The organism is Ruegeria sp. CI8, assembly GCF_056536865.1.
In genome coordinates this window covers 56,114-77,753 of record NZ_JBQFQL010000002.1, presented here as the reverse complement: position 1 = coordinate 77,753, position 21,640 = coordinate 56,114, and the positions used below count along the sequence as shown (strand labels likewise).

Annotated in this window: 20 protein-coding genes; 9 read left to right on the top strand and 11 right to left on the bottom strand. The window is 62.2% G+C overall.

Features of this window, described 5'->3' with window-relative positions; genetic code table 11:
* Nucleotides 1-36 precede the first annotated feature (36 nt).
* The 7 genes from cysQ (at nt 37) to ACR0DA_RS10950 (ending at nt 8,057) form a co-directional block, all read left to right on the top strand.
* The gene (cysQ, locus tag ACR0DA_RS10980) at nt 37-834 is read left to right on the top strand and encodes a 3'(2'),5'-bisphosphate nucleotidase CysQ (RefSeq protein WP_170361150.1); all 798 of its coding nucleotides are present in this window, start codon (nt 37-39) and stop codon (nt 832-834) included.
* Complete coding sequence (locus tag ACR0DA_RS10975) at nt 834-1,634, top strand: 3-deoxy-manno-octulosonate cytidylyltransferase family protein (protein WP_480753998.1); 801 nt, start codon at nt 834-836, stop codon at nt 1,632-1,634. Before cysQ ends, ACR0DA_RS10975 begins: the two co-directional genes overlap by 1 nt.
* A gap of 73 nt (nt 1,635-1,707) precedes the next feature.
* Nucleotides 1,708-2,691 (top strand): UDP-glucose 4-epimerase GalE, encoded by a 984-nt coding sequence (gene galE, locus ACR0DA_RS10970; RefSeq protein ID WP_480753996.1) that lies wholly within the window; start codon nt 1,708-1,710, stop codon nt 2,689-2,691.
* Between the two features lie 7 nt (nt 2,692-2,698).
* Nucleotides 2,699-3,742: a glycosyltransferase family 2 protein gene (locus ACR0DA_RS10965; RefSeq protein WP_480753994.1), complete on the top strand. Its 1,044-nt coding sequence runs from the start codon at nt 2,699-2,701 to the stop codon at nt 3,740-3,742.
* A 185-nt stretch (nt 3,743-3,927) separates the two neighbouring features.
* A complete protein-coding gene (locus tag ACR0DA_RS10960) occupies nt 3,928-4,914 on the top strand; it encodes a glycosyltransferase family 2 protein (RefSeq protein WP_093963921.1) in 987 nt (328 codons plus the stop codon).
* Nucleotides 4,911-6,614 (top strand): DUF5927 domain-containing protein, encoded by a 1,704-nt coding sequence (locus ACR0DA_RS10955; RefSeq protein ID WP_170600807.1) that lies wholly within the window; start codon nt 4,911-4,913, stop codon nt 6,612-6,614. Before ACR0DA_RS10960 ends, ACR0DA_RS10955 begins: the two co-directional genes overlap by 4 nt.
* A 6-nt stretch (nt 6,615-6,620) precedes the next feature.
* Complete coding sequence (locus ACR0DA_RS10950) at nt 6,621-8,057, top strand: nodulation protein NodH (protein WP_480753992.1); 1,437 nt, start codon at nt 6,621-6,623, stop codon at nt 8,055-8,057.
* Here ACR0DA_RS10950 and ACR0DA_RS10945 read toward each other — a convergent pair.
* From ACR0DA_RS10945 to hslO, 8 genes are all read right to left on the bottom strand, one after another.
* The gene (locus tag ACR0DA_RS10945; protein WP_480753990.1) at nt 8,041-8,559 is read right to left on the bottom strand and encodes a L,D-transpeptidase family protein; all 519 of its coding nucleotides are present in this window, start codon (nt 8,557-8,559) and stop codon (nt 8,041-8,043) included. The genes ACR0DA_RS10950 and ACR0DA_RS10945 overlap by 17 nt on opposite strands.
* 56 nt (nt 8,560-8,615) lie before the next feature.
* Nucleotides 8,616-9,401 (bottom strand): ion transporter, encoded by a 786-nt coding sequence (locus ACR0DA_RS10940; RefSeq protein ID WP_170364389.1) that lies wholly within the window; start codon nt 9,399-9,401, stop codon nt 8,616-8,618.
* 20 nt (nt 9,402-9,421) lie between these two features.
* Entirely contained in the window at nt 9,422-10,651 is a 1,230-nt protein-coding gene (locus ACR0DA_RS10935) for a class I SAM-dependent RNA methyltransferase (RefSeq protein ID WP_480753988.1), read from the bottom strand.
* A 39-nt stretch (nt 10,652-10,690) separates the two neighbouring features.
* Complete coding sequence (locus ACR0DA_RS10930) at nt 10,691-12,523, bottom strand: ABC transporter ATP-binding protein (RefSeq protein ID WP_480753987.1); 1,833 nt, start codon at nt 12,521-12,523, stop codon at nt 10,691-10,693.
* Nucleotides 12,520-14,370 (bottom strand): ABC transporter ATP-binding protein, encoded by a 1,851-nt coding sequence (locus ACR0DA_RS10925; RefSeq protein WP_480753985.1) that lies wholly within the window; start codon nt 14,368-14,370, stop codon nt 12,520-12,522. Before ACR0DA_RS10925 ends, ACR0DA_RS10930 begins: the two co-directional genes overlap by 4 nt.
* 191 nt (nt 14,371-14,561) lie before the next feature.
* Nucleotides 14,562-15,716, bottom strand: coding sequence for a CCA tRNA nucleotidyltransferase (locus ACR0DA_RS10920; protein ID WP_170510630.1), 1,155 nt, complete (start codon nt 15,714-15,716; stop codon nt 14,562-14,564).
* On the bottom strand, nt 15,713-16,312 hold the full coding sequence (locus tag ACR0DA_RS10915) for a CoA pyrophosphatase (protein ID WP_170510634.1): 600 nt from the start codon (nt 16,310-16,312) through the stop codon (nt 15,713-15,715). Before ACR0DA_RS10915 ends, ACR0DA_RS10920 begins: the two co-directional genes overlap by 4 nt.
* Nucleotides 16,302-17,288 (bottom strand): Hsp33 family molecular chaperone HslO, encoded by a 987-nt coding sequence (gene hslO, locus ACR0DA_RS10910; protein WP_170373157.1) that lies wholly within the window; start codon nt 17,286-17,288, stop codon nt 16,302-16,304. Before hslO ends, ACR0DA_RS10915 begins: the two co-directional genes overlap by 11 nt.
* Before the next feature lie 76 nt (nt 17,289-17,364).
* On the opposite strand from hslO, the gene ACR0DA_RS10905 reads away from it, so the two are divergent.
* On the top strand, nt 17,365-17,808 hold the full coding sequence (locus ACR0DA_RS10905) for an NUDIX hydrolase (protein WP_170340705.1): 444 nt from the start codon (nt 17,365-17,367) through the stop codon (nt 17,806-17,808).
* Here ACR0DA_RS10905 and ACR0DA_RS10900 read toward each other — a convergent pair.
* Entirely contained in the window at nt 17,805-19,070 is a 1,266-nt protein-coding gene (locus ACR0DA_RS10900) for a PP2C family protein-serine/threonine phosphatase (protein ID WP_480753983.1), read from the bottom strand. The two genes, ACR0DA_RS10905 and ACR0DA_RS10900, sit on opposite strands and share 4 nt — an antisense overlap.
* A gap of 157 nt (nt 19,071-19,227) precedes the next feature.
* On the opposite strand from ACR0DA_RS10900, the gene ACR0DA_RS10895 reads away from it, so the two are divergent.
* Nucleotides 19,228-19,554: an Hpt domain-containing protein gene (locus ACR0DA_RS10895; protein WP_170361128.1), complete on the top strand. Its 327-nt coding sequence runs from the start codon at nt 19,228-19,230 to the stop codon at nt 19,552-19,554.
* 4 nt (nt 19,555-19,558) lie between these two features.
* Here ACR0DA_RS10895 and ilvA read toward each other — a convergent pair whose 3' ends face one another.
* Both ilvA and ACR0DA_RS10885 read right to left on the bottom strand, forming a co-directional pair.
* Nucleotides 19,559-20,785 (bottom strand): threonine ammonia-lyase IlvA, encoded by a 1,227-nt coding sequence (ilvA, locus tag ACR0DA_RS10890; RefSeq protein WP_480753981.1) that lies wholly within the window; start codon nt 20,783-20,785, stop codon nt 19,559-19,561.
* 59 nt (nt 20,786-20,844) lie between these two features.
* Complete coding sequence (locus ACR0DA_RS10885) at nt 20,845-21,612, bottom strand: hypothetical protein (protein WP_170433564.1); 768 nt, start codon at nt 21,610-21,612, stop codon at nt 20,845-20,847.
* Between the last annotated feature and the right edge of the window lie 28 nt (nt 21,613-21,640).

Here is a 21,640-nt window from a genome sequence, read left to right as displayed (position 1 = left end):
TTTCGGATCAACAAACCATGGAAACGGAGCATTTTTGTGACCTATGACGACCTCATCCCCGTGATCAGACGCCTGGCCCTGGAAGCGGGCGACAAGATCATGGAGATCTACGATGCCGATGATTTTGACGTTAAGGTCAAATCCGATTCCAGTCCCGTGACCGAAGCCGACGAAGCCGCCGATGCGCTGATCTCAGCCGGGCTGCGCGCCGCCTTCCCCGACATCCTGCTGGTGACCGAGGAACAGGCCGCATCGCACAGCAAGCAGGGCGACACCTTTCTGATCGTCGATCCGCTGGACGGCACCAAGGAATTCATCAACCGACGTGGCGATTTCACCGTGAACATCGCGCTGGTCGAAAACGGCGTGCCCACCCGCGGCGTGGTCTATGCCCCGGCCCGCGGGCGCATGTTCTATACCCTGGCCGATGGCCGCTCGGCCGAGGAAACTGGCGCCCTGGACAAGGACAAACCGGGCGAAGTGACCCCGATTTCAGTCTCTGATCCTGACAATTCGGCGCTTTTGGTGGTGGCTTCGAAATCGCATCGCGACCAGGCTACGGATGACTACATCAACAAATACCAGGTCAAAGACAGCAAGTCGGCGGGCTCCTCGCTGAAATTCTGCCTTGTGGCCACGGGCGAGGCCGACCTCTACCCGCGTGTCGGCCGCACGATGGAGTGGGACACTGCCGCAGGCCACGCGGTTCTGGCCGGTGCCGGGGGCCATGTGGTGCGTTTCGACGACCACACGCCGCTGACCTACGGCAAGGAGGGCTATGCCAACCCGTTCTTCATCGCCTATGCCCCCGGCGTCGAACTCAAGGAGGCCTGATGTCGGTTCTGATCGCGATCCCCGCCCGCTATGCCTCGACCCGCTATCCGGGCAAACCGCTGGTGCCGCTGACCGGCGCAACGGGAAAGCCCATGACCCTGATCGAAAGGTCCTGGCGCGCGGCCATGTCGGTCTCAGACGTCGACCGGGTGGTGGTGGCCACCGATGACGACCGCATCCGCGCCGCGGCCGAGGGCTTTGGCGCCGAGGTGGTGATGACCTCGGAAAGCTGCGCCAACGGCACGGAACGCTGCGCCGAGGCGCATGACAGGCTGGGCGGCGGCTACGAGATCGTGGTCAACCTGCAGGGCGACGCCCCCCTGACCCCGCATTGGTTCATCGAGGATCTGGTCAATGGCCTGCGCGCCGCGCCCGAGGCCGGCGTGGCCACGCCGGTGCTGCGGTGCGACGGCGAGGCGCTGAACGGGCTTTTGAACGACCGCAGGCATGGCCGGGTCGGCGGCACCACCGCCGTCTTCGCGTCCGATCACAGCGCGCTCTATTTCTCGAAGGAAGTGATCCCCTTCACCGCCGAAACCTATGCCGGGTTGGATCCGACGCCGGTGTTCCACCATGTGGGCGTCTACGCCTACCGCCCCGACGCGCTGGCCGCCTATCCCGGCTGGCCGGTCGGACCGCTGGAACGGCTCGAGGGGCTGGAACAACTGCGGTTCATGGAAAACGGGCGCAAGGTTCTGTGTGTCGAGGTCGAGGCCAAAGGCCGTCAGTTCTGGGAGTTGAACAATCCGCAGGACGTGGCCAAGATCGAAAGCATGATGGCTGCGATGGGGTTGGAATAGGCGCAAATTCCCCGTTCCGCGCGGGCAGCCTGGCAGCTAACTCATGACGGGCAGACATTCGGCAGGACCACGGATGACCAACATACTTGTGACCGGCGGCGCCGGATATATCGGATCTCATGCCTGCAAGGCGCTGGCGCAGGCGGGCTATGTGCCCGTGACTTATGACAACCTTGTCACCGGCTGGCAGGATGCGGTGAAATTCGGCCCCTTCGAACAGGGCGATCTGCTGGACCGCGCGCGGCTGGATCAGGTCTTTGCCAAGTACCAACCGGCGGCAGTGATGCATTTTGCCGCGCTCAGCCAGGTCGGCGAAGCCATGAGCGAGCCGGGCCGGTACTGGCGCAACAACGTCACCGGATCGCTGAACCTGATCGAGGCGGCCGTGGCCGCCGGTTGCATGGATTTCGTGTTTTCGTCCACCTGCGCGACCTATGGCGACCACGACAACGTGGTGCTGGACGAAACCACGCCGCAACACCCGCTGAACGCCTATGGCGCTTCGAAACGCGCGATCGAGGACATCCTGCGCGATTTCGAACAGGCGCACGGGCTAAACCACGTGATCTTTCGCTATTTCAACGTGGCCGGCGCCGACCCTAACGGCGACGTGGGCGAGTTTCACCGCCCCGAGACACATTTGGTTCCGCTGCTGTTGGACGCGATCGACGGCAAGCGCGACGCGCTGACCGTCTATGGCACCGACTACGACACGCCCGACGGCACCTGCATCCGCGACTATGTCCATGTCTGCGACCTGGTGGATGCGCATGTGCTGGGCCTGCGCTGGCTGGAGCAGGGCAAGGGCAGCCGGGTGTTCAACCTGGGCACCGGCACCGGGTTTTCAGTAAAAGAGGTGATCGCGCAGTCGCACAGCGTGACCAACCGCGAGGTGCCCTTCAATGTCGGCCCGCGCCGGGCGGGAGACTGCACCAAGCTGGTTTCAGGCTCGACCCGGGCCGAGGCCGAACTGGGTTGGCGGCCCAAACGGTCGCGGCTGGAAGTGATGATCGCCGATGCCTGGCGCTGGCATCAGAATGGCCACTACGAAAAGTGATCGTGCCATGGCCGCCGCACACCACCATGACGAAAACGCACCGGGCTGGGTGCGCAGATACCGCCTGCGCCTGAAACGCAAGCGCCTGTTGTGGCGGTCCTTCCGCAGCCGCCACGCGCTGACGCCGGTTTCGGACAAGACCCGTCTGATCGCGCGCACCAACATTCTGGCCTTTACCACCCTGCGCAACGAGATCGAGCGCCTGCCCTGGTTCTTGCGCCACTATCGCCGGCTGGGGGTTGATCATTTCTTGATGGTCGACAACGGCAGCGATGACGGTTCGACCACCTATCTGCTGAACCAGCCGGACGTGTCGCTGTGGCAGACGCAGGCCAGCTATCGCGAGGCGCGGTTCGGGCTGGACTGGCTGACCTGGTTGCAGATGCGCTATGGCCATGGCCACTGGACCCTGATGGTGGATGCCGACGAACTGCTGATCTATGCCCATCATGACAGCCGCACCCTGCATGACCTGACCCGATGGCTGGACCAAACCGGACAGCCGGCCTTTGGCGCGTTGATGCTTGATCTATACCTGAAAGGCCCGTTGGGCACGGCGCCCTGTGACCCCGAGACCGACCCGACCGAAACTTTGAACTGGTTCGATCCCGGCCCTTACAGGGCGCGCCGGCAAGAGCCGCTGGGAAACCTGTGGGTGCAAGGCGGCGTTCGCGAACGCGCCTTCTTTGCCGATTGCCCGGACCGGTCTCCGACCCTGAACAAGATTCCGTTGGTGAAGTGGGACCGCCGATATGCCTTCGTGAACTCCTGTCATTCAGCCCTGCCCCGACACCTGAATTTTGCCTATGGCGGGCCTTCCGGGCAAACCCCCTCGGGCGTCCTGTTGCACACGAAATTCCTGCCGCAAGTCGTTGAGAAGTCGCGCATCGAAAAACAAAGGCGCCAGCATTTTCATGATCCCGACCAATTCGGGCCATACTATGATGGCATCATTGCCGGGCCCGACCTTTGGACTCCACAATCAGAACGGTATTCAGGCTGGGCGCATCTGCAGAGCCTTGGACTGCTGTCAGCGGGCGGGTGGACGTGAACGGGGAATCCTGTGCCCCAAAAACCCGTGCTTGGCTAACGGCTTTTAAATACATTGCTTCGCAAGGTGCGAAAATGTCATAAAACGTTAGTGTCCGGCTCCCGTCTGGCCAAATGCGGACCCCGGACATGCTCGCGTATTACAAGAAGGTTGGGCAGCGCGTGAGCCTTTTGGATTCTTACCGGATGAGACTGCGGCGCAAGCGCCGTCTTGTGCGCTGCATCCGCCGAAGACGCGATCTGCGCACCGTCCGCAACAACACCCGGCAGATCCGGTCCGGTGATGTTCTGCTGATGAGCGTCGTGCGCAACGAAAAGATCCGCCTGCCCTATTTTCTGGACTATTACCGCAAGCTGGGCGTCCGGCATTTCCTGTTCGTCGACAATGACAGCACGGATGGCACGCTGGACTATCTCAAGGCGCAGCCCGATGTCTCGGTCTGGTATACGAATGCCAGCTATCGCCGTTCTACATTCGGGATCGACTGGTCCAACTACTTGCTGCGGAAATACGCCCATGGACACTGGGTCCTGACCGTAGATCCGGACGAGTTCCTGATCTATCCGTTCTGCGACACACGTCCCATCGACGCGCTGACCGACTGGCTGGACGGCACCGGGGTGCGCAGTTTCGGGACGATGCTGCTGGATATGTATCCCGAGGGGCCGATTCAGGACGCCACCTATCACGAGGGGCAGGACCCGTTCGAGATTGCCGCATGGTTCGACTCGGGCAACTACATGATCACCAAGAACCCGGCTTATGGAAACCTGTGGATTCAGGGGGGGCCACGGGCAAGGGTTTTCTTTCAGGACAAGCCCGCGAAAGCGCCCGCGCTGAACAAGATCCCTTTGGTCAAATGGGATCGGCGCTATGTCTATGTCAGCTCGACCCATGCGCTGCTGCCACGCGGCCTGAACCAAGTCTACGACGAGTGGGGCGGCGAGAAAACCAGCGGCGCATTGCTGCATGCCAAGCTGATCAACACGCTGGGTGACAAAGCCCGCGAAGAACTGCAGCGCGGTGAGCACTACCGCGCGTCCGGCGAATACAGGGCCTATGTCGACCAGTTGGAGAGCAAGCCGGTTTTCTGGTGCAAATGGTCCGAGAAATACATCAACTGGCGCCAACTTGAGATCCTGGGTCTGATGTCCAAAGGGAACTGGGCATGAGCGGGACTCTGGGCATCGTGATGCTGGTCCACACTGCGCTGGACCGGGCTGAGCAGGTTGCCCGGCACTGGACCGCGGCAGGTTGTCCGGTGGTCATCCACGTCGACCGCAAGGTCGACCCGGCTGTGCTCAAAGACTTTGTCGCGGCCTGCGGGGATGATCCGCTGATCCTGTTCTGCGACCGCCAGGTCTGCGAGTGGGGCGGCTGGGGTATCGTTGCCGCTTCGCAATCGGCCGCGACGCTGATGCTGGAGCGCTTTCCCGACATACGCCATGTCTTTCTGTCATCCGGCTCTTGCCTGCCATTGCGCCCGGTTCAGGATCTGATCGATTACCTGAGCGAACGGCCCCGCGTGGATTTCATTGAAAGTGCCACCACCGCCGATGTCAGCTGGACCGTGGGCGGGCTGGACCTTGAACGCTTTACCCTGAGGTTTCCCTTCTCGTGGCGCAAACACCGCAAGCTGTTTGACCGCTTCGTCAAGCTTCAGCGCGCGGTCGGATATCGACGGACAATCCCCAACGGGCTGATCCCGCATATGGGCAGCCAGTGGTGGTGCCTGACCCGGCAGACCCTGACCGCGATCCTCCAGGATCCCAAGCGAGAGGTCTATGATCGATATTTCCGGCATGTCTGGATCCCCGACGAAAGCTATTTCCAGACGCTGGCGCGGCTCTATTCCACCCAGATCGAAAGCCGATCGCTGACCCTGTCGAAGTTCGACTATCAGGGCCGCCCGCACATCTTCTATGACGATCACCTGCAGTTGCTGCGCCGATCCGATTGTTTCGTCGCCCGCAAGATCTGGCCGCGCGCCGACCGGCTGTATCAGGCGTTTCTGAACGATCAGTCCCTCGCCGGAAAACCCGCCGAGCCCAATCCCGGCAAGATTGACCGCGTTTTTTCCAAAGCGGTCGAGCGTCGTACCCGCGGCCGCGACGGCCTGTACATGCAAAGCCGTTTTCCCCGCCATGGCAGCGAAAATGGCCTGACCGCGTTTCCTTACTCCGTGTTTCAGGGTTTTTCCGAGTTGTTTGAGGGCTTTGACAGCTGGCTGGGCAATGCGTCAGGCGCCCGCGTCCATGGGCATCTGTTCAACCCCAAGCGCGCCGAATTCGCCGAAGGAGAGACCATCCTGAACGGGTCCCTCAGCGACAACGCCGTTTTGCGCGACTACAATCCGACGGCTTTTCTGTCGAACCTGATCTGGAACACCCGGGGCGAACGCCAGTGTTTTCAATTCGGCCCCGCCGACACCCAGAAGATCAATTGGTTTCTGGCGCGAGACAAGAACGCACAGGTCTGCGTAGTCACCGGTGCCTGGGCTGTTCCGCTGTTTCGGTCGAACATGAATTTCGCCGACATCCGCGCCGAAGCGGCCCGCCTGCAAAAGATCGAGACCGAACAGCTTGAGGTGCTGGATTCCGTGTGGACCAAAGCGCGCGTGCATGTTTGGTCAATGGCCGAATTCGTCGAATCTCCGATGGAACACCTGCAAACCGTTCTTGAAGAGATGGGCGCGACGCAGCCCAGCCATCTGATCGAGGCGCCGACGATGGTTGATCTGGCCGGGTTTGGAAAGTTCCTGCAAAACCTCAAGAACCAGGGAATGCACCCTCACCTGATGGGCGACTTTCCTGCCGACGATGTATTCGGCAATCAGACCCGTCCGTATCGCAAGCCCTACCTGGTGCAATGACCCCGCATGCCGACCGACTTTGACTATTTCATCATTCTTGCCGAAATGCGCACCGGGTCGAACCTGCTGGAGGCAAACCTGAATGCGTTGGACGGCGTGCAGTGTCATGGCGAGGCGTTCAATCCGCACTTCATCGGATACCCGAAAGCAACCGAAGTGCTGGGATATTCACTGGAAGACAGGGATGCTGCGCCGGACCGACTGATCGAAGCGATGCGTTCCGCGCCGGAGGGTCTGCACGGGTTCCGGTTTTTTCACTCGCACGACCCGCGGGCCCTGACGATGGCGCTGAACGATCCGCGCTGCGCAAAGATCATTCTCAACCGCAACCCGTTGGACAGCTACATCTCGCTCAAGATTGCGCGGGAGACCCAGCAGTGGATGCTGACCAACGTCAAACGCAGGCGCGCCACCAAGGTTGCGTTTGATGCGGACGAGTTTCGGGACTACGTGGAGGAGCAGCAGGCGTTTCAACTGAGTTTGGTCAATCAGCTGCAAAAAACGGGCCAGACCGCATTTTACATCGGTTACGAGGATCTGACCCAACTGGATGTTCTGAACGGACTGGCGGCATGGCTGGGGGTTGAGGCGCGTCTGGATCAACTGGCCCCGGCTCTCAAACCTCAGAACCCGGAACCGGCTTTGTCAAAGGTGACCAATCCCGAAGCCATGGATGCGGCCCTAGCGGCGCTGGACCGGTTCAACCTGCACCGAACGCCGAACTTCGAACCACGACGGGGGCCTGCCGTTTCGCGTCATATCGCGGCCGCGGAAACGCCGCTGATGTATCTGCCGATCCGTGGTGGACCGGAACAGATCGTGGTTCAATGGATGTCCGAACTGGATGGCGGCGAGCTGATCACCGACCGAAACCAGAAACAGGTGCGCCGCTGGATGAAGGCGCATCCGGGTCACCGGAAATTCACGGTCCTGCGACACCCGTTGGCGCGGGCACATTCGGTGTTTTGCGAACGGATCCTGGGCACCGGGCCCGGCGCATATGCCGGAATCCGCAACCGGCTGCGCAACGGGTTCAAGTTGCCGATCCCGGGACAGGTGCGCGATGGAAACTATTCGCTCGAGCAGCACTATCAGGCGTTTTCGGCGTTTCTTGAGTTTCTGCAGCTGAATCTTTCTGGCCAGACCCCAATCCGGGTCGACGGGCTGTGGTGCACGCAGGCCCGCATGCTGGAGGGGATTGCGGGCTTTGCCTTGCCCGACCTCATACTGCGCGAGGAAGAGATGGCCACCGCGCTACCGGATCTGGCCTGCGGCCTGGGGCACAATGCCCCGCCGAAGCCCGGCGTGCCCGCGCCGGACCAGCCCTATTCGTTGGATCAGATCTACGATGACAAGCTCGAAGCGCTGGCCGAGGAAACCTATCAGCGCGATTATCTGCAGTTCGGATTCGGGAAATGGCGGCCTATCAGGGACGCACGGTGATCAACGTACCTTCGTTCACCATCGCATAGATCTCTTCGATCTCTTCGTTCTTGACGGCGATGCAGCCAGCGGTCCAATCCGGCGTCTTCTTCGCGCGCTTGAGTTCCTTGCGCAGGTTCGGTTGGCCGTGAATGAAAATGTCTCCACCCGGGTCGAAGCCCATCGCCTTTGCCTTGGCGATATCCTGGCTGTTGGGATAGGAGATCCCCAGCGACAGGTGATATCGGCTGCGAGGATTGCGGCGGTCGATCAGGTAGGTGCCTTCGGGTGTGCGACCGTCTCCGCGCTTGACCTTTGTGCCGCTTGGAGCGAACCCAAGCTCGACATCATATTCGCGCAAGATCTGCTCGTGATGCAGCAGGTACATCTTTCGCGCGCCCTTGTTCACCACGATGGATGTCACCTCGGGTCCGTTGTAGGTCAGAAACCGGGGGCCCGCACTTCCACAAGCCGAAAGGCTCAGTGTTGCCAGTGCACCCAATCCAAATGCTCGACGATCCATGATTTCACTGCCTGCTCGTTTTTTCGTATAATGCCAAAATCCGGCAGAAACGGAAATCACTTTTTGCTGTTCATATGCTCGGTCAGGCGGCGTTCGATCGACTCCAGCCGGTCCAGCACCTCGTCCCGATAGGCATCCGTCTTGACTTCATCCTCGGCGTGGTGGGCATCCTGCATCGAATTCACGATCAGACCGACCAGCAGGTTCACGACCGCGAAGGTCGTGACCATGATGAAGGGCACGAAGAACAGCCAGGCGTAGGGATACACCTCCATCACCGGGCGGACGATGCCCATCGACCAGCTTTCCAGCGTCATGATCTGGAACAGGGTATAGGCCGACAGACCCAGATCACCGAACCACTCCGGAAAGCTGTCCGAGAACAGTTTGGTCGAGATCACCGCGCCAATATAGAACAGGATCGCCATCAACAGGAACACGCTTGCCATGCCCGGCAAGGCCGAAATGAAGCCCTCGACCACCCGGCGCAGACGTGGCGCAACCGATATCACCCGCAGCACCCGCAGGATCCGCAGCGCACGCAACACCGAAAGACCCGCACCGCCGGGCACCAAGGCGATGCCGACGATCACGAAATCGAAGATGTTCCAGCCATTGAGGAAGAAACGGCGCCCGTTGGCCACCAGTTTCATTGCGATCTCGGCCACGAAGATGGTCAGGCAGATGGTGTCGAGCAGCACGATCACCGGCCCGAATTTCGCCATCAGGCCGTCCGAGGTTTCCATGCCCAGCAGAACCGCGTTCACCAAGATGACGCCGGTGATGAATTGCGAAAACCGTGGGTTTTCGACAAAGGCCTGCAGGCGCTGCCGGATCGTCATGCGGAGGGTCTCCTGTCGGGTCATGGGGTCTCTGCCAGTTTGAAGCTGCCCACCAGTTCGCTGTGGGATGACCATCGAAATTGGTCAACCACTTGGACCCATTCAAGGGCATAGCCCGCCTGAACCAGAATTTTTGCATCACGCGCGAAGGTCACAGGGTTGCAGGACACATAGGCGATGACCGGACGGCGGGCCTGAGCCAGCTCGGCCACCTGGGCCTCGGCGCCGGCGCGCGGAGGGTCCAGAACCACGGCGTCGAAGCGGCGCAGCTCGTCCGGCATCAAGGGGCGGCGGAACAGGTCGCGCGCCTCGGTCGTGACCTGTTTCAATCCCGTGGACTTGCGCCAGCCCTTATCCAGCGCGCGGGTCATGTCGGCCGCGCCTTCAACGGCATGAACCTCGGCCCGTTGCGCCAGCGGCAACGAGAACGTGCCGCAGCCCGCGAACAGATCAACCACCCGCTTGGCTGGGCCGACAATCTCGAAAACAGCCTGTGTCAGAGCCTGTTCTCCATCTTTCGTGGCCTGCAGGAAGGCCCCCGGCGGCGGGACCACTGTGGCCGGTCCGAACCGCTGTTTTGGTGGGTTGCGCATGGCGATCACCTCGCCATCCCAGGCCAGCCGCGCCAGCCCGTGCTGCTCAGTCGCCTGCGCAAGCGCCAGTTCCAGCGGGCCATCCAGCGGCTTGCCGCCCTGCACCGCCACGTCCAGTCCGGCTTCGGACAGGGTCAGGGTGACCGACAACACTCCCTTGCGGCTGCCGCCCAGTTCGGCCAGCGTCTTGGCCACGGGGATGGCGGCAGTCAGAGCCGGGTCCAGCAGCTGGCAATCAGGAATCTCGTTGATCACGTCCGAGGCGCGCCCGTGGAACCCCGCCAGCGCGCCCTTCTTGGTGCGGCGCACAGCCATGGTGGCGCGGCGACGCGACTGCGGTGGCGACGTCAGGATCGGGCGCATCTCGGCCTGCAGCCCCTGAGCGGCCAAGGCGGTACGCACCACCTCGACCTTCCAATCGGCCACGAAGGCGTCCGAGGCATGCTGCAACTGGCAGCCGCCGCAGCTTTTGTAGTGGCGGCAGGGCGGCTTGACCCGATCGTCCGACGGCGTAAGCACCTTGATATCGGTCAGCACCGAGCCGTCCAACGCGCCGCTGACCCGCTCTCCGGGCAGCGTTCGGGGGGCATAGACCGGGCCCTCGGCGATGCCGTCGCCCTGATGCCCGAGGCGGAGAATGGTGTATTCCTGCGTCATGGCCTGCCTGATAGCCGGGCTGATGCGCCAACAAAACCCTTATTCGGCGGCCTCGGTCTGGATGAACCCGCCCGACTGGCGGTGCCAGAACCGCGCATACAACCCGCCCTGCGCGAGCAGAGTGTCATGCGGCCCGCTTTCCACGATGCGCCCGTGATCCAGAACGATGATCCTGTCCATCTCGCTGAGGGTGGACAGGCGGTGGGCGATGGCCAGAACGGTCTTGCCTTCCATCACCCGGTGCAGCGCGGTCTGGATCGCGGCCTCGACCTCGGAATCCAGCGCCGAGGTCGCCTCGTCCAGCACGAGGATCGGCGCGTCCTTCAGGATCGCGCGGGCCAAAGCAATGCGCTGACGCTGGCCGCCGCTCAGCTTGACGCCGCGCTCGCCCAGATGCGCGTCATAGCCCTTGCGCCCCTGCCCGTCCTGCAGATCGAGGATGAAATCATGCGCCTCGGCTTTTTTGGCGGCGGCGATCATCTGGTCTTCGCTGGCATCGGGCCGGCCGTACAGGATGTTGTCGCGGGCCGAGCGGTTGAACATCGCGGTTTCCTGCGTGACCATGCCGATCTGGCGGCGCAGGCTGTCCTGCGTGACACCGGCGATGTCCTGCCCGTCGATCAGAATTTGCCCATTTTCCCTGTCATAGAGCCTGAGAAGAAGCGAAACCAAGGTGGATTTCCCCGCCCCCGAGGCACCGACGATCCCCAGTTTTTCGCCCGGCTGCACCGTCAGCGTCAGGTCCGAGACCCCGCCCACGTCGCGACCATAGGCAAAGCTGACATCGCGGAACTCGATCCGGCCTTCGGGCACCGTCAGCTCGGAGGCGTCCGGCGCATCCTCGACGCGGTCGGGCCGCGCCAGGGTTTTCATGCCGTTCTCGATCTCGCCCACATGGGCGTAGATCCCCATCAGGGTGAAGCTGACCCAGCCCGTCATCTGAGCGATACGGATCGAAATGGCGCCCGCCGCCACGATATCCCCGGTGGTCGCCGACCCGGCCTGCCACAGCCACAGCGTCGCGCCCAACAGCAGAACCGGCAGAAGCCCCGCCAGTGTCATCAAAATGAACCGGAAACTGGCCGACAGTTTGCCAAAGGCCAGCGACTTGTCGCGCAGCGCAACCATCGAGTCGCGGGCGGCCTGATCCTCGAACTCGGAATGGGCAAACAGCTTGACCGTCTTGATGTTGGTGATCGTGTCCACCACCTGTCCCGACACCATCGCCCGCGCTCCGGCGCGCGCGGCCGAGCGTGTGCGGATGCGCGGCAGGTACCAGCGCACCAGCAGGAAATACACCGCCAGCCAAGCCACGAAGGGCAGCATGACGAGGGGATGAATAGACCCCAACAAAAGCAAAGAGCCCACAAGCGAGGCCAAGGCAAAGACGATGGCGCTGATGGTTTCCGATACGACCGAGGTCAGGGCATTGGCCGTCTGCATCTGTTTCTGGGCGATGCGGCCGGCAAAATCGTCGTCGAAATAGGTGACCGACTGGCCCAGCGTCCAGCGGTTCAGCTTGGCCAGAACCAGCGGCGGGATGTTGGGCATGACGATATAATTGTTCGACACCGAGGACAGCCCGAACAGCAGCGGCCGGATCAGCATGAAGAACGCCACGGCGCCCAAGATCATCCACAGGTTTCGCGGGGTCAGAAAGTTCTCGGGGCCGCTGGCGGTCGCCATGTCGATCACCCAGCCCAGAATCCAGGCGGTTCCGGCCTCCATCGCGCCTGCAAGGGCCGAAAACAGCGCAGCGGCGAACAACATGGGCCAGGCCCCTGTCAGGCACCAGCGAATGAACGCCCCCAGCCTTTGCGGCGGGGGCGTCTGGGTGGGTTCAAACGGTTTGATCAGGTCTGCGACCGTCATTCTGCTGCCTCGTCCGCGGCCTCGGGGTTCATGAAGCCGCCAGATTGGCGCGCCCAGAACTGGGCGTAAAGACCGCCCTGCTCCAGAAGATCGGCATGGGTGCCTTCCTCGACGATCCGGCCTCCGTCCATCACCAGGATGCGGTCCATCTGGGCGATGGTGCTGAGCCGGTGCGCGATGGCGATCACGGTCTTGCCCTGCATCATGCCGTACAGCGTCTCCTGAATAGCGGCTTCGACCTCGGAATCTAGGGCGGATGTTGCCTCGTCCAACAACAAGATCGGCGCGTCCTTCAGGATCACCCGCGCCAGCGTCACCCGCTGCCGCTGCCCGCCGCTTAGCTTGACGCCGCGCTCGCCCACATGGGCGTCATAGCCGGTGCGGCCCTGCGGGTCCCGAAGGTCGAGGATGAAGTCATGCGCCTCGGCCTGTTTGGCGGCGGCGATCATCTGCTCTTCGGTGGCATCGGGGCGGCCATACAGGATGTTGTCGCGCACCGATCGGTGCAGCAGCGCGCTGTCCTGCTGAACCATGCCGATATTGCGGCGCAGGCTGTCCTGGGTGACGGTGCGGATGTCCTGACCGTCGATCAGAATCGCACCGCTTTCCACGTCGTAGAACCGCAGAAGCAGCTTGACGAGGGTCGATTTCCCGGCCCCGGACCGCCCGATCAGCCCGACCTTTTCGCCCGGCTGGATGGTCAGATTGACGTGATCAAGCCCGCCGGTCTCGCGGCCATAATGATGCGACAGGTCGCGGATCTCGATCCGGCCCTTGGTGAGCTGCAGCGGCTTGGCGCCCGGCGCATCCAGCAGGTCGACGGGCTGGGCGATGGTCTCCATCCCCTCGGCCACGACGCCCAGCTGGCGGAAGAAGCTGGTCAGCGCCCACATGATCCAGCCGGTCATGGCGTTCAGCCGCAGCGTCAGCGCGGTGGCCGCCGCCACCACCCCGACCGAGGCGCTGCCCTGCATCCACAGGTAAATGGCCCAACCGACCACTCCGACGATCAGCACGCCGTTCAGCGCGACCAGAACGGCATCCATGATGGTGAAGATGCGCATTTCGGTCTGGAAGGTGCGCCGGGTCTCTTCGATTGCTTCGCGCGCATAGTCGAGCTCCTGCTGGGCATGGGCGAACATCTTCACCGAGTGGATGTTGGTATAGCTGTCGACCACTCGGCCCGTCACCGTGGACCGCGCATCGGACGCGGCCTGCGACGCCGGCCCGACCCTCTGTACCGTCCAGCGCACCAGCAGCGCATAGAGCGCGAACCAGATCAGCAGCGGCAGCAGCAGGCGCGGATCGGCTGCCATCAGCAGGATCGCCGCGCCGATCAGATAGGCCAGCGAGAACGAAATCGCATCGAACACCTGGAACACCACCTCGCCCGCGGCGGGCGGGGTCTGCATGATGCGGTTGGCGATGCGCCCGGCAAAATCATTCTCGAACCAACCGACCGACTGGCGCAGAACGTGCTTGTGCGCCCGCCAGCGGATCAGCGTTCCGAAATTGGGCAGGATCGCATTGTTCAGCAACAGCACGTCCAGCACATGCAGGATCGGGCGCAGGAACAGGATGAACAGCGCCACCAGAACCAGCTCGGTCCCCTGGGCCTGCCAGACCTCGGACGGCGATCCGCCCAGCAGGTCGACGACCCGGCCCATATAATAGATCAGCCCGATCTCGACCGCGGCCACGATGATCGACATCAGCGCGGCCCAGAAGAAGACGCGCCGAAAAGGGCGGGAATAATCCAGCATGAAGGGCCACAGCCGCGTCGGCGGCTTGTTTACCTCTTCATAGGCAACAAAAGGGTCTACAAGGTTTTCGAAAAAGCGAAACATGGAGGTGCTCCGATTGAGCAGGAAAATTGAAAATGCGAAAGCAGATGGCGCCAAAACACCACCCGTACGGGTCAGGTGTTCTGGCTTTAGCCGAACCAGATCCCGTAATACATTCGCAGTCCTCCATCCATGTGACAGGCGCACCCTAGCCGAACACCTGCAGGCTTGTCATCCCCTTTTGAGACTTCCCGTCAAACTTGCAGCAGCGCGTCCCGGTCCAGCGTGAAATCCGAGGCGATCCAGCGGCTTTCCAGTTCGGCCAGTTTCGCGCCCAGCGCAGGGCCGGAGTAGCGCCCGAGCAGATCGGCGGCCTTGACCGGGAATGACACCGCGGCCCCTTTTTCAACGGCCGCGCCCGTCTCAGCCGTCCAAGGCTGTTCCAGAAAGGCGCAGCGCAGCAGCGCCGCGTCCTGTCCGTCTGGCCGACCCAGCCGATAACCCAATTCGGCCGCCCCGGAACCGCCCTGCGCGCCGTCCCGAATCCGGGTCAGGCGGGCCAGTTGCGCCTTGCTGAGGCGCAGAGTCCCGGCAACCTCGGGCCCCGCGATGGCTGCCAGACGGCGCAGCGCGTCGGGGGCAAGCCCGGCCTGCGATTCAAGATGGATCAGGATCGGCAGCGCCCGATCGTCGGCGCCGGGCAGCAGATGCGCCAGAACGCCGATGCTGCGCATGGCGGCCACTGATGGGGCCGGATCGGGCGCGGCCAGAAGTTTCAGCATCTCGGCCCCGACCCGTTCGCGCGACAGCCGGTCGAGCCCGTCCAGATCCGCCGCAATCGCCGCCAGCGCATCCGGGTCCATTCCGGCCTGCGCGTTGCCATACCAGGCGTGGAACCGGAAATACCGCAACGAGCGCAGATAGTCCTCGCGGATGCGATCCCCGGCCGTGCCGATGAACCGCACGCGCCGCGCCTGCAGGTCAGGCAGGCCGCCCAGCGGGTCCAGAATGGTGCCGTCGGGGCGGGCATAAAGCGCGTTCATCGTAAAATCGCGACGGGCGGCGTCCTCTTCCACTTGGTCGGAAAAGGCCACGACCGCGCGTCGCCCATCGGTTTCGACGTCGCGGCGAAATGTCGTGATTTCATGCGGTATGCCGTCGCTGACCACGGTCACAGTACCATGATCAATCCCCGTCGGAATTGCCTTCAGCCCGGCCCGTTCGGCCAGGTCCATCACCTGTTGCGGGCGGGCGTCGGTGGCGATGTCGAGATCCAAGACCGATGCCCCCAGCAGCGCATTGCGTACGCAGCCCCCCACGAACAGCGCCTGCGCGCCGCCCTCGGTCAGCGCCGCACACACGTTCTGCGTAGCCGGGTTCGTGATCCAGTCTTCGGTGATCCGCATCATTCGTTCATCCGTGCCGCCAACCCGCGCAACATGCGGGCCGTGGCGCCCCAGATGTAGTAGGGGCCATAGGGCACCGCGAAGTAATACCGCCGTGTTCCGCGCCAGATGCGCGATTCAACCACATAATTCGCAGGGTTCAGCACATGCGCAAGCGGAACCGAAAACACCTCGTCCACCTCGCCCGGTTCGGCCACCGGGTCAAAGCCGCTCTCCAGAACCGCAACCACCGGTGTCACGGCGAATGACGTGACCGTTTCATGCACCGGCAACGTACCCAGAATGGTTGGCAGGTCCGGCGGCAGGCCGATCTCTTCCTGCGCCTCGCGCAGGGCGGTGGCGGTCACATCCGCATCGGTGTCGTCCTGCTTGCCGCCCGGAAAGGCGATCTGCCCCGGATGGTGTTTCAGGGCCGAGGACCGCTTGGTCAGGATCAGGCGCGGATCGCCGCGGGCCAGGTCCACGGCGACCAGAACACCTGCCGGGCGCAGCTTGCGCCCCGCAGGCAGAACCGTGTCGGGATTGAGGTCGAAGTCGCTGGACCGATCGCCCGGACGGGTCAACGCCGCGCTCAGACGCGGGATCAGGTCAGGCGCCATCCGGATCTTCGGCCTCGAACCCGACCGATTTCGGATCCAGCACATAATGCGCGCCGCAGAACTGGCAGTCGGCGGTGACGGTGCCTTCATCCGTGGTCATCTTCTCGATGTCTTGGGCCGAGTAGATCGACAGGCTTTGACGCACGCGGTCCTCGGAGCAGGTGCAGCCGAACTGCACCGACTGGGCCTCGTACACGCGGGGCTGTTCCTCGTGGAACAGGCGCACCAGCAGGTCGGTCGGCGCCACGGACGGCCCGATCATTTCCAGATCCTCGACCGTGTCCAGCAGGATGTTGACCCGGCCCCAATTCTCTTCTTCCTGACCATCGACCAGATCGGCGGCTGTCAGAACTTCGCCCGTACCCTCGCCGCTGGCGACAAACGGAGACGCCTTTGGCATGTGCTGCAGCATGATGCCGCCGGCGCGCCAGCGTTCGCCCACACCCGGCTCGGTCGACCGGCCAAAGCTGAGCGAGAAGCGGGTCGGCAGCTGTTCGGACTGCGCGAAATACGCCTCGGCACAGGCGCTGAGCGATCCTCCGGCCAGCGGCGTGATCCCCTGATAGGGTTGCGTCCCCTTGCCCTGGTCGATCAGGATCGCAAAGTATCCCTCGCCCACCTGATCAAAGGGAGCACCTTCGGTCAGACGGTCGCGGTCAAAGCTGGCATAGGCCCTGATCTGCGCGGGCTGGCCCTCTTCGCGCGGGGCGTAATAGTCGGTGGCGATCATCCGCACCGGCCCCTTGGACTGAACCTGCAACGACAGCTTCCAGCGCAGCGCGACGGTCTGGCCGATCAGCGCGGTCAGCAAGGCCATCTCGGCCACCAGCGCCTCGACCTGCGCGGGGTAGTTGTGCTGCTTCAGGATGCCGTCCAGCACCCCGTCCAGCCGGGCCACGCGGCCACGCATATCCGATACATCAAGTTGAAAGGGCAGGACGGTATCGTCCCACGCGATTTTCGTTCCAAGAGACATGGGGTTTCCTTAAGCGCCGCAAGTTGGCATATCGCCACCATATAGGTCGTACATTCGGGGTTGAAAGGGTCCTTACATGATCAGACGGTTCGGCGAAACCCCGGAACCGGGACGGAAATACACGCGCCGGGTCGGCGTCTATGCGCTGCTGCCGCGCGGGGCCAGCCTGCTGCTGACCTGCCAGACTGAACCCGGACCCGACTTGCAGCTGCCCGGAGGCGGGATCGACCCGGGCGAGTCGCCAATAGTCGCCCTGCATCGCGAGGTGTTCGAAGAAACCGGTTGGTCGATCGCGGATCCGCGGCGGGTTGGTGCGTTCCGGCGTTTCACCTACATGCCCGAATATGATTTGTGGGCCGAGAAAGTCTGCCTGATCTACCGGGCTCGCCCGGTTCAACGCAAAGGACCACCGACCGAACCCTTTCATGAGGCGGTTTGGATGAACACCGGCGATGCGGTTCACATGTTGGGCAATGCAGGCGACCGGCACTTCGCGCGGCTGCATCTATCCGGGCTTTAGTTTCCGTTGTACTCGAAAAACACGGCTGAAACGTCATCCTCCATCCCGGCACCCGGCGGCATGCCCTGAGTCAATCTCCAGAACATGTCGTCCAGAAACTCCGGCCCGCTGTTCGCTCCTAGGCATTCCAGCGCCATCCGTTGCAGCCCGTCCTCATCCAGAAGATCACCGTGTTTGACACGGCATTCGGTGAAGCCGTCCGAGTACAACAGCAGCTTGTCACCGCGCTGCAGATAGGTTTCGGTCTGCTGGAACGCCACATCGGGCAGCAATCCGATGGGAAGGCCGCCATCCCCAAGGAACTCTGCCCGGCCGGTCCGGCGCAACAGCAGTGGATGGGGGTGCCCAGCCTGAACCATCCTCAGGTGGCCGTTGCGCAGATCCACGATGGCGTAGACCATGGTGAAATATTCCTCGATCCCCGTGTCGGCCATCAGGCGGGCATTCAGGATAGCGGCTACCTGCTCGGGTGGCAGCAAGGCGTAGAACTTGTTGAACCGCTTCTCCATTGCGACGTTCTGATCGAAATGCTGGCTGGTCAGATACCCGCCCAACCGCGCCGTCATCATTGCTGACGTGATACCGTGGCCGGAGACATCGATGCTGTAGAACCCGATCCGGTTCGCGCCCGGCGAAAACATCCCCACCAGGTCACCCCCGATGTGGCCGCAGGGTTTGAGCATCAGGCTGACCCGGGACCTGCCAAATTCCCGATAGAGTTCCGGCACCAGTGATTCCTGTATCTTGCGCGCCTGAATCAGATCCTTGTCGATGGCGTCATGCGCAAGGCGCAGTTCGGCCAAAGCGGTTTCGATCAACCGGTTCTTGTCCGAAAGCTCGCGCTGCATATCGAGAATGCGGCCTCCTGCCGAAATGCGGGCCCGCAACTCGTCTGCTTCTAGCGGTTTGATCAGGAAATCATCCGCACCGGCATCCAGACCGCGCGCGACTTCCTGCTTTTCACTTTTTGAGGTCAGAAGGATGAAATAGGTGTACTGGTCGTTCTCCAACGCGCGAAACGCGCGGCAGAATTCCAGCCCGCCCATGCCCGGCATCACCCAGTCACTGAGCACCAGATCGGGCAGGTCCTGTTTGCAGATCTCGATCGCTTCTTCACCGCTGTCGGCCTCGACAACCGTGAATCCCCATTTCTTCAGCGACGCCACCAGAATACGGCGTTGCAGGCGGCTGTCATCGACCACCAGCACAGTCCGGATGGCTCCAAAATCCAGGTCAGCCTTGGCCTCAATTTGGCTGGACACTCGCACGCGAAACCTCTGCGTATTTTCCAACTGGGGTGGGGCAAAGCTACGGCGCTCGGCTTAACAACCGATGAAAGCTGTTCACCGCAGTGGCTTAACCCGGATTTTACCCCGGACCGGTATTCAGAGACGGTTTCGGTCAAGGTGGAGGACGGTGATGATACACTGGCCAAGGGTGCGCCAGCTGCGTGATGAAGTCGGGTCCGAGGAGTTCGACGAGGTCGTCCGGATTTTTCTGGATGAAGTCGGTGAGGTCATGGGCCGCTTGACATCGGACACCGACCGATCCGCGCTTGAGCAGAACCTGCATTTCCTCAAGGGCAGTGCATTGAGCCTTGGTTTTGAGAGCCTGTCCAAACTCTGTCAGGATGGCGAACGGCGCGCCGCTGCGGGCCATGGGGCGGAAGTCGATCTGGACGCGGTCATCGCGGCTTTCGACCGCTCGCGCGCGGAATTCATGTCCGGCTTAAAGGACAACCTGTAATCGGTCAGATCACAAACTGCGCCAGCGTCTCGTCCTCGGTGATGTCGGTATAGACGAACCCGGCATCGTCGAGATGCGCAAACAGGCGCAGGAAATTGTCCGGCTTGCTGGTCTCGATCCCGATCAGGACTGAACCGAAATTGCGCGCTGATTTCTTCATGTATTCAAACCGGGCGATGTCATCTTCAGGGCCGAGGATGTTCAGAAATTCCTTCAGTGCTCCGGGACGCTGCGGCAGGCGCAGGATGAAGTACTTCTTGACGCCCGAGTAGCGCTGCGCCCGCTCTTTGACCTCGGGAAGACGCTCGAAATCGAAATTCCCGCCCGAGGTGACGCAGACGACCGTCTTGCCGCGCACAAAGCTTTGGACGTCGCTCACCGCCTCGATCGCCAGGGCGCCGGCGGGTTCTAGCACGATGCCTTCCACGTTCAGCATCTCGATCATGGTGGTGCAGATGCGGTCCTCGGACAGAACGATCACGTCCGACAGGTGCCGGTCGCGCAACAGCTGGAACGGCTTGTCCCCGATCCGGCCCACCGCCGCGCCGTCGACGAAATTGTCCACCTTGTCCAGCGCCACCGGATGGCCCGCCGCCAGCGCCGCGCGCAGACAGGCCCCGCCCGCGGGCTCGACGAACAGGCAATGGGTGCGGTCGCCGAACCATGTCGCCACACCCGAGGACATGCCGCCACCACCCACCGGCAGCACCACGTGATCGGGAAGGCGGCCCAGCTGTTCCTCGATTTCGACGGCCAATGAGGCCTGCCCCTCGATCACGTCGTCATCGTCGAAGGGCGACAGGAAATACCCGCCCTGCTGCGCGCACCAGTCCTGAGCCGCGGCAAGCGTGTGGTCGAAATAGTCGCCAGTCAGGTGGATCTCGACGTTGTCGCCACCAAAGATTCGGGTCTTCTGGATCTTTTGCTGAGGTGTCGTCACCGGCATGAAGATCACGCCTTTGACCCCCATGTGCTTGCACATAAAGGCCACGCCCTGCGCGTGGTTGCCAGCGCTGGCGCAGACGAACAGGTCCTGTCCCTGCTGCTTGCGCATGGCGTTGAACGCGCCGCGGATCTTGTAGGACCGCACCGGGCTGAGGTCTTCGCGTTTCAGCCAGATGTCGGCATCGTATTTCTCGGACAGATGGGCATTGCGCTGCAACGGCGTTGCAGGAAACACGGTGCGCATCGCCTGTTCGGCGGCGCGGGCGCGGGTCATGAAATCACTCATGCCGCATTCCCTGCCCCATCAGGCCGACAAGGGCAAGGAATACATCGGTGTACGGGCGATCAGCCCAGTTCGCGCTTTTCGATGAACACGCCGTACATCGTGGTCAGGATGCTGACGTTGATCATCGGCAGGATCAGAATCCCGAAAAACAGGGCGATCAATACACCCAGTACCGGAATGATCGACAAAACTCCGATCGCCAGCTGAACCAGAAACTGAAACAGGAACGAAACGACGATAAGAACGACGATTGTACCTCCGGTACCCAGAGTGTTGTTCCAAGCCTCGGCCAACGTGATCGGCTGGCCGATTGCCGCAGCCGGCAGGATGATGGACAGCCGATAGAAGCAAATAGCCAGGAAAACCAGGTAGCCGATCGTCAGGATGATCGAAACAGCGATCAGTCCTTCGCCCAGCATGCCTGTCAGGATCCCCATCGGCAGGAATGCAATTGCCATCAGGATCCCGAGCATCAGCCCGCGTCCGAAATAGGCCAGAATGCGATCGAACCGAAAGGTGGGCAGCACGCCGGAAGGATACTCTTCCAGAAGAATGTATCTGTGCCAGGCCACCGCGATCCAGCCCATGATGAGGACCATCACGACGAATAGGAGAAACGCGAACAGAATAAGGGCCCCCGGATTCACCCCCGGCGGTAGCCCGTTCGGATTGTCATCGAATGCCTCGAGTGGAATTCCGGACACCATGAACAGGCCGATGATCGCAACCGTTCCAATTACGGCCGGACCGATAACGATTTGCGCCACCTGCTTGAGATTGCCAAAAACCATCCGAAGCGAGTGGGCAAAAATATTCCATCCGAGCATTCCGAAATTTCCTTAATCAATCCATGGT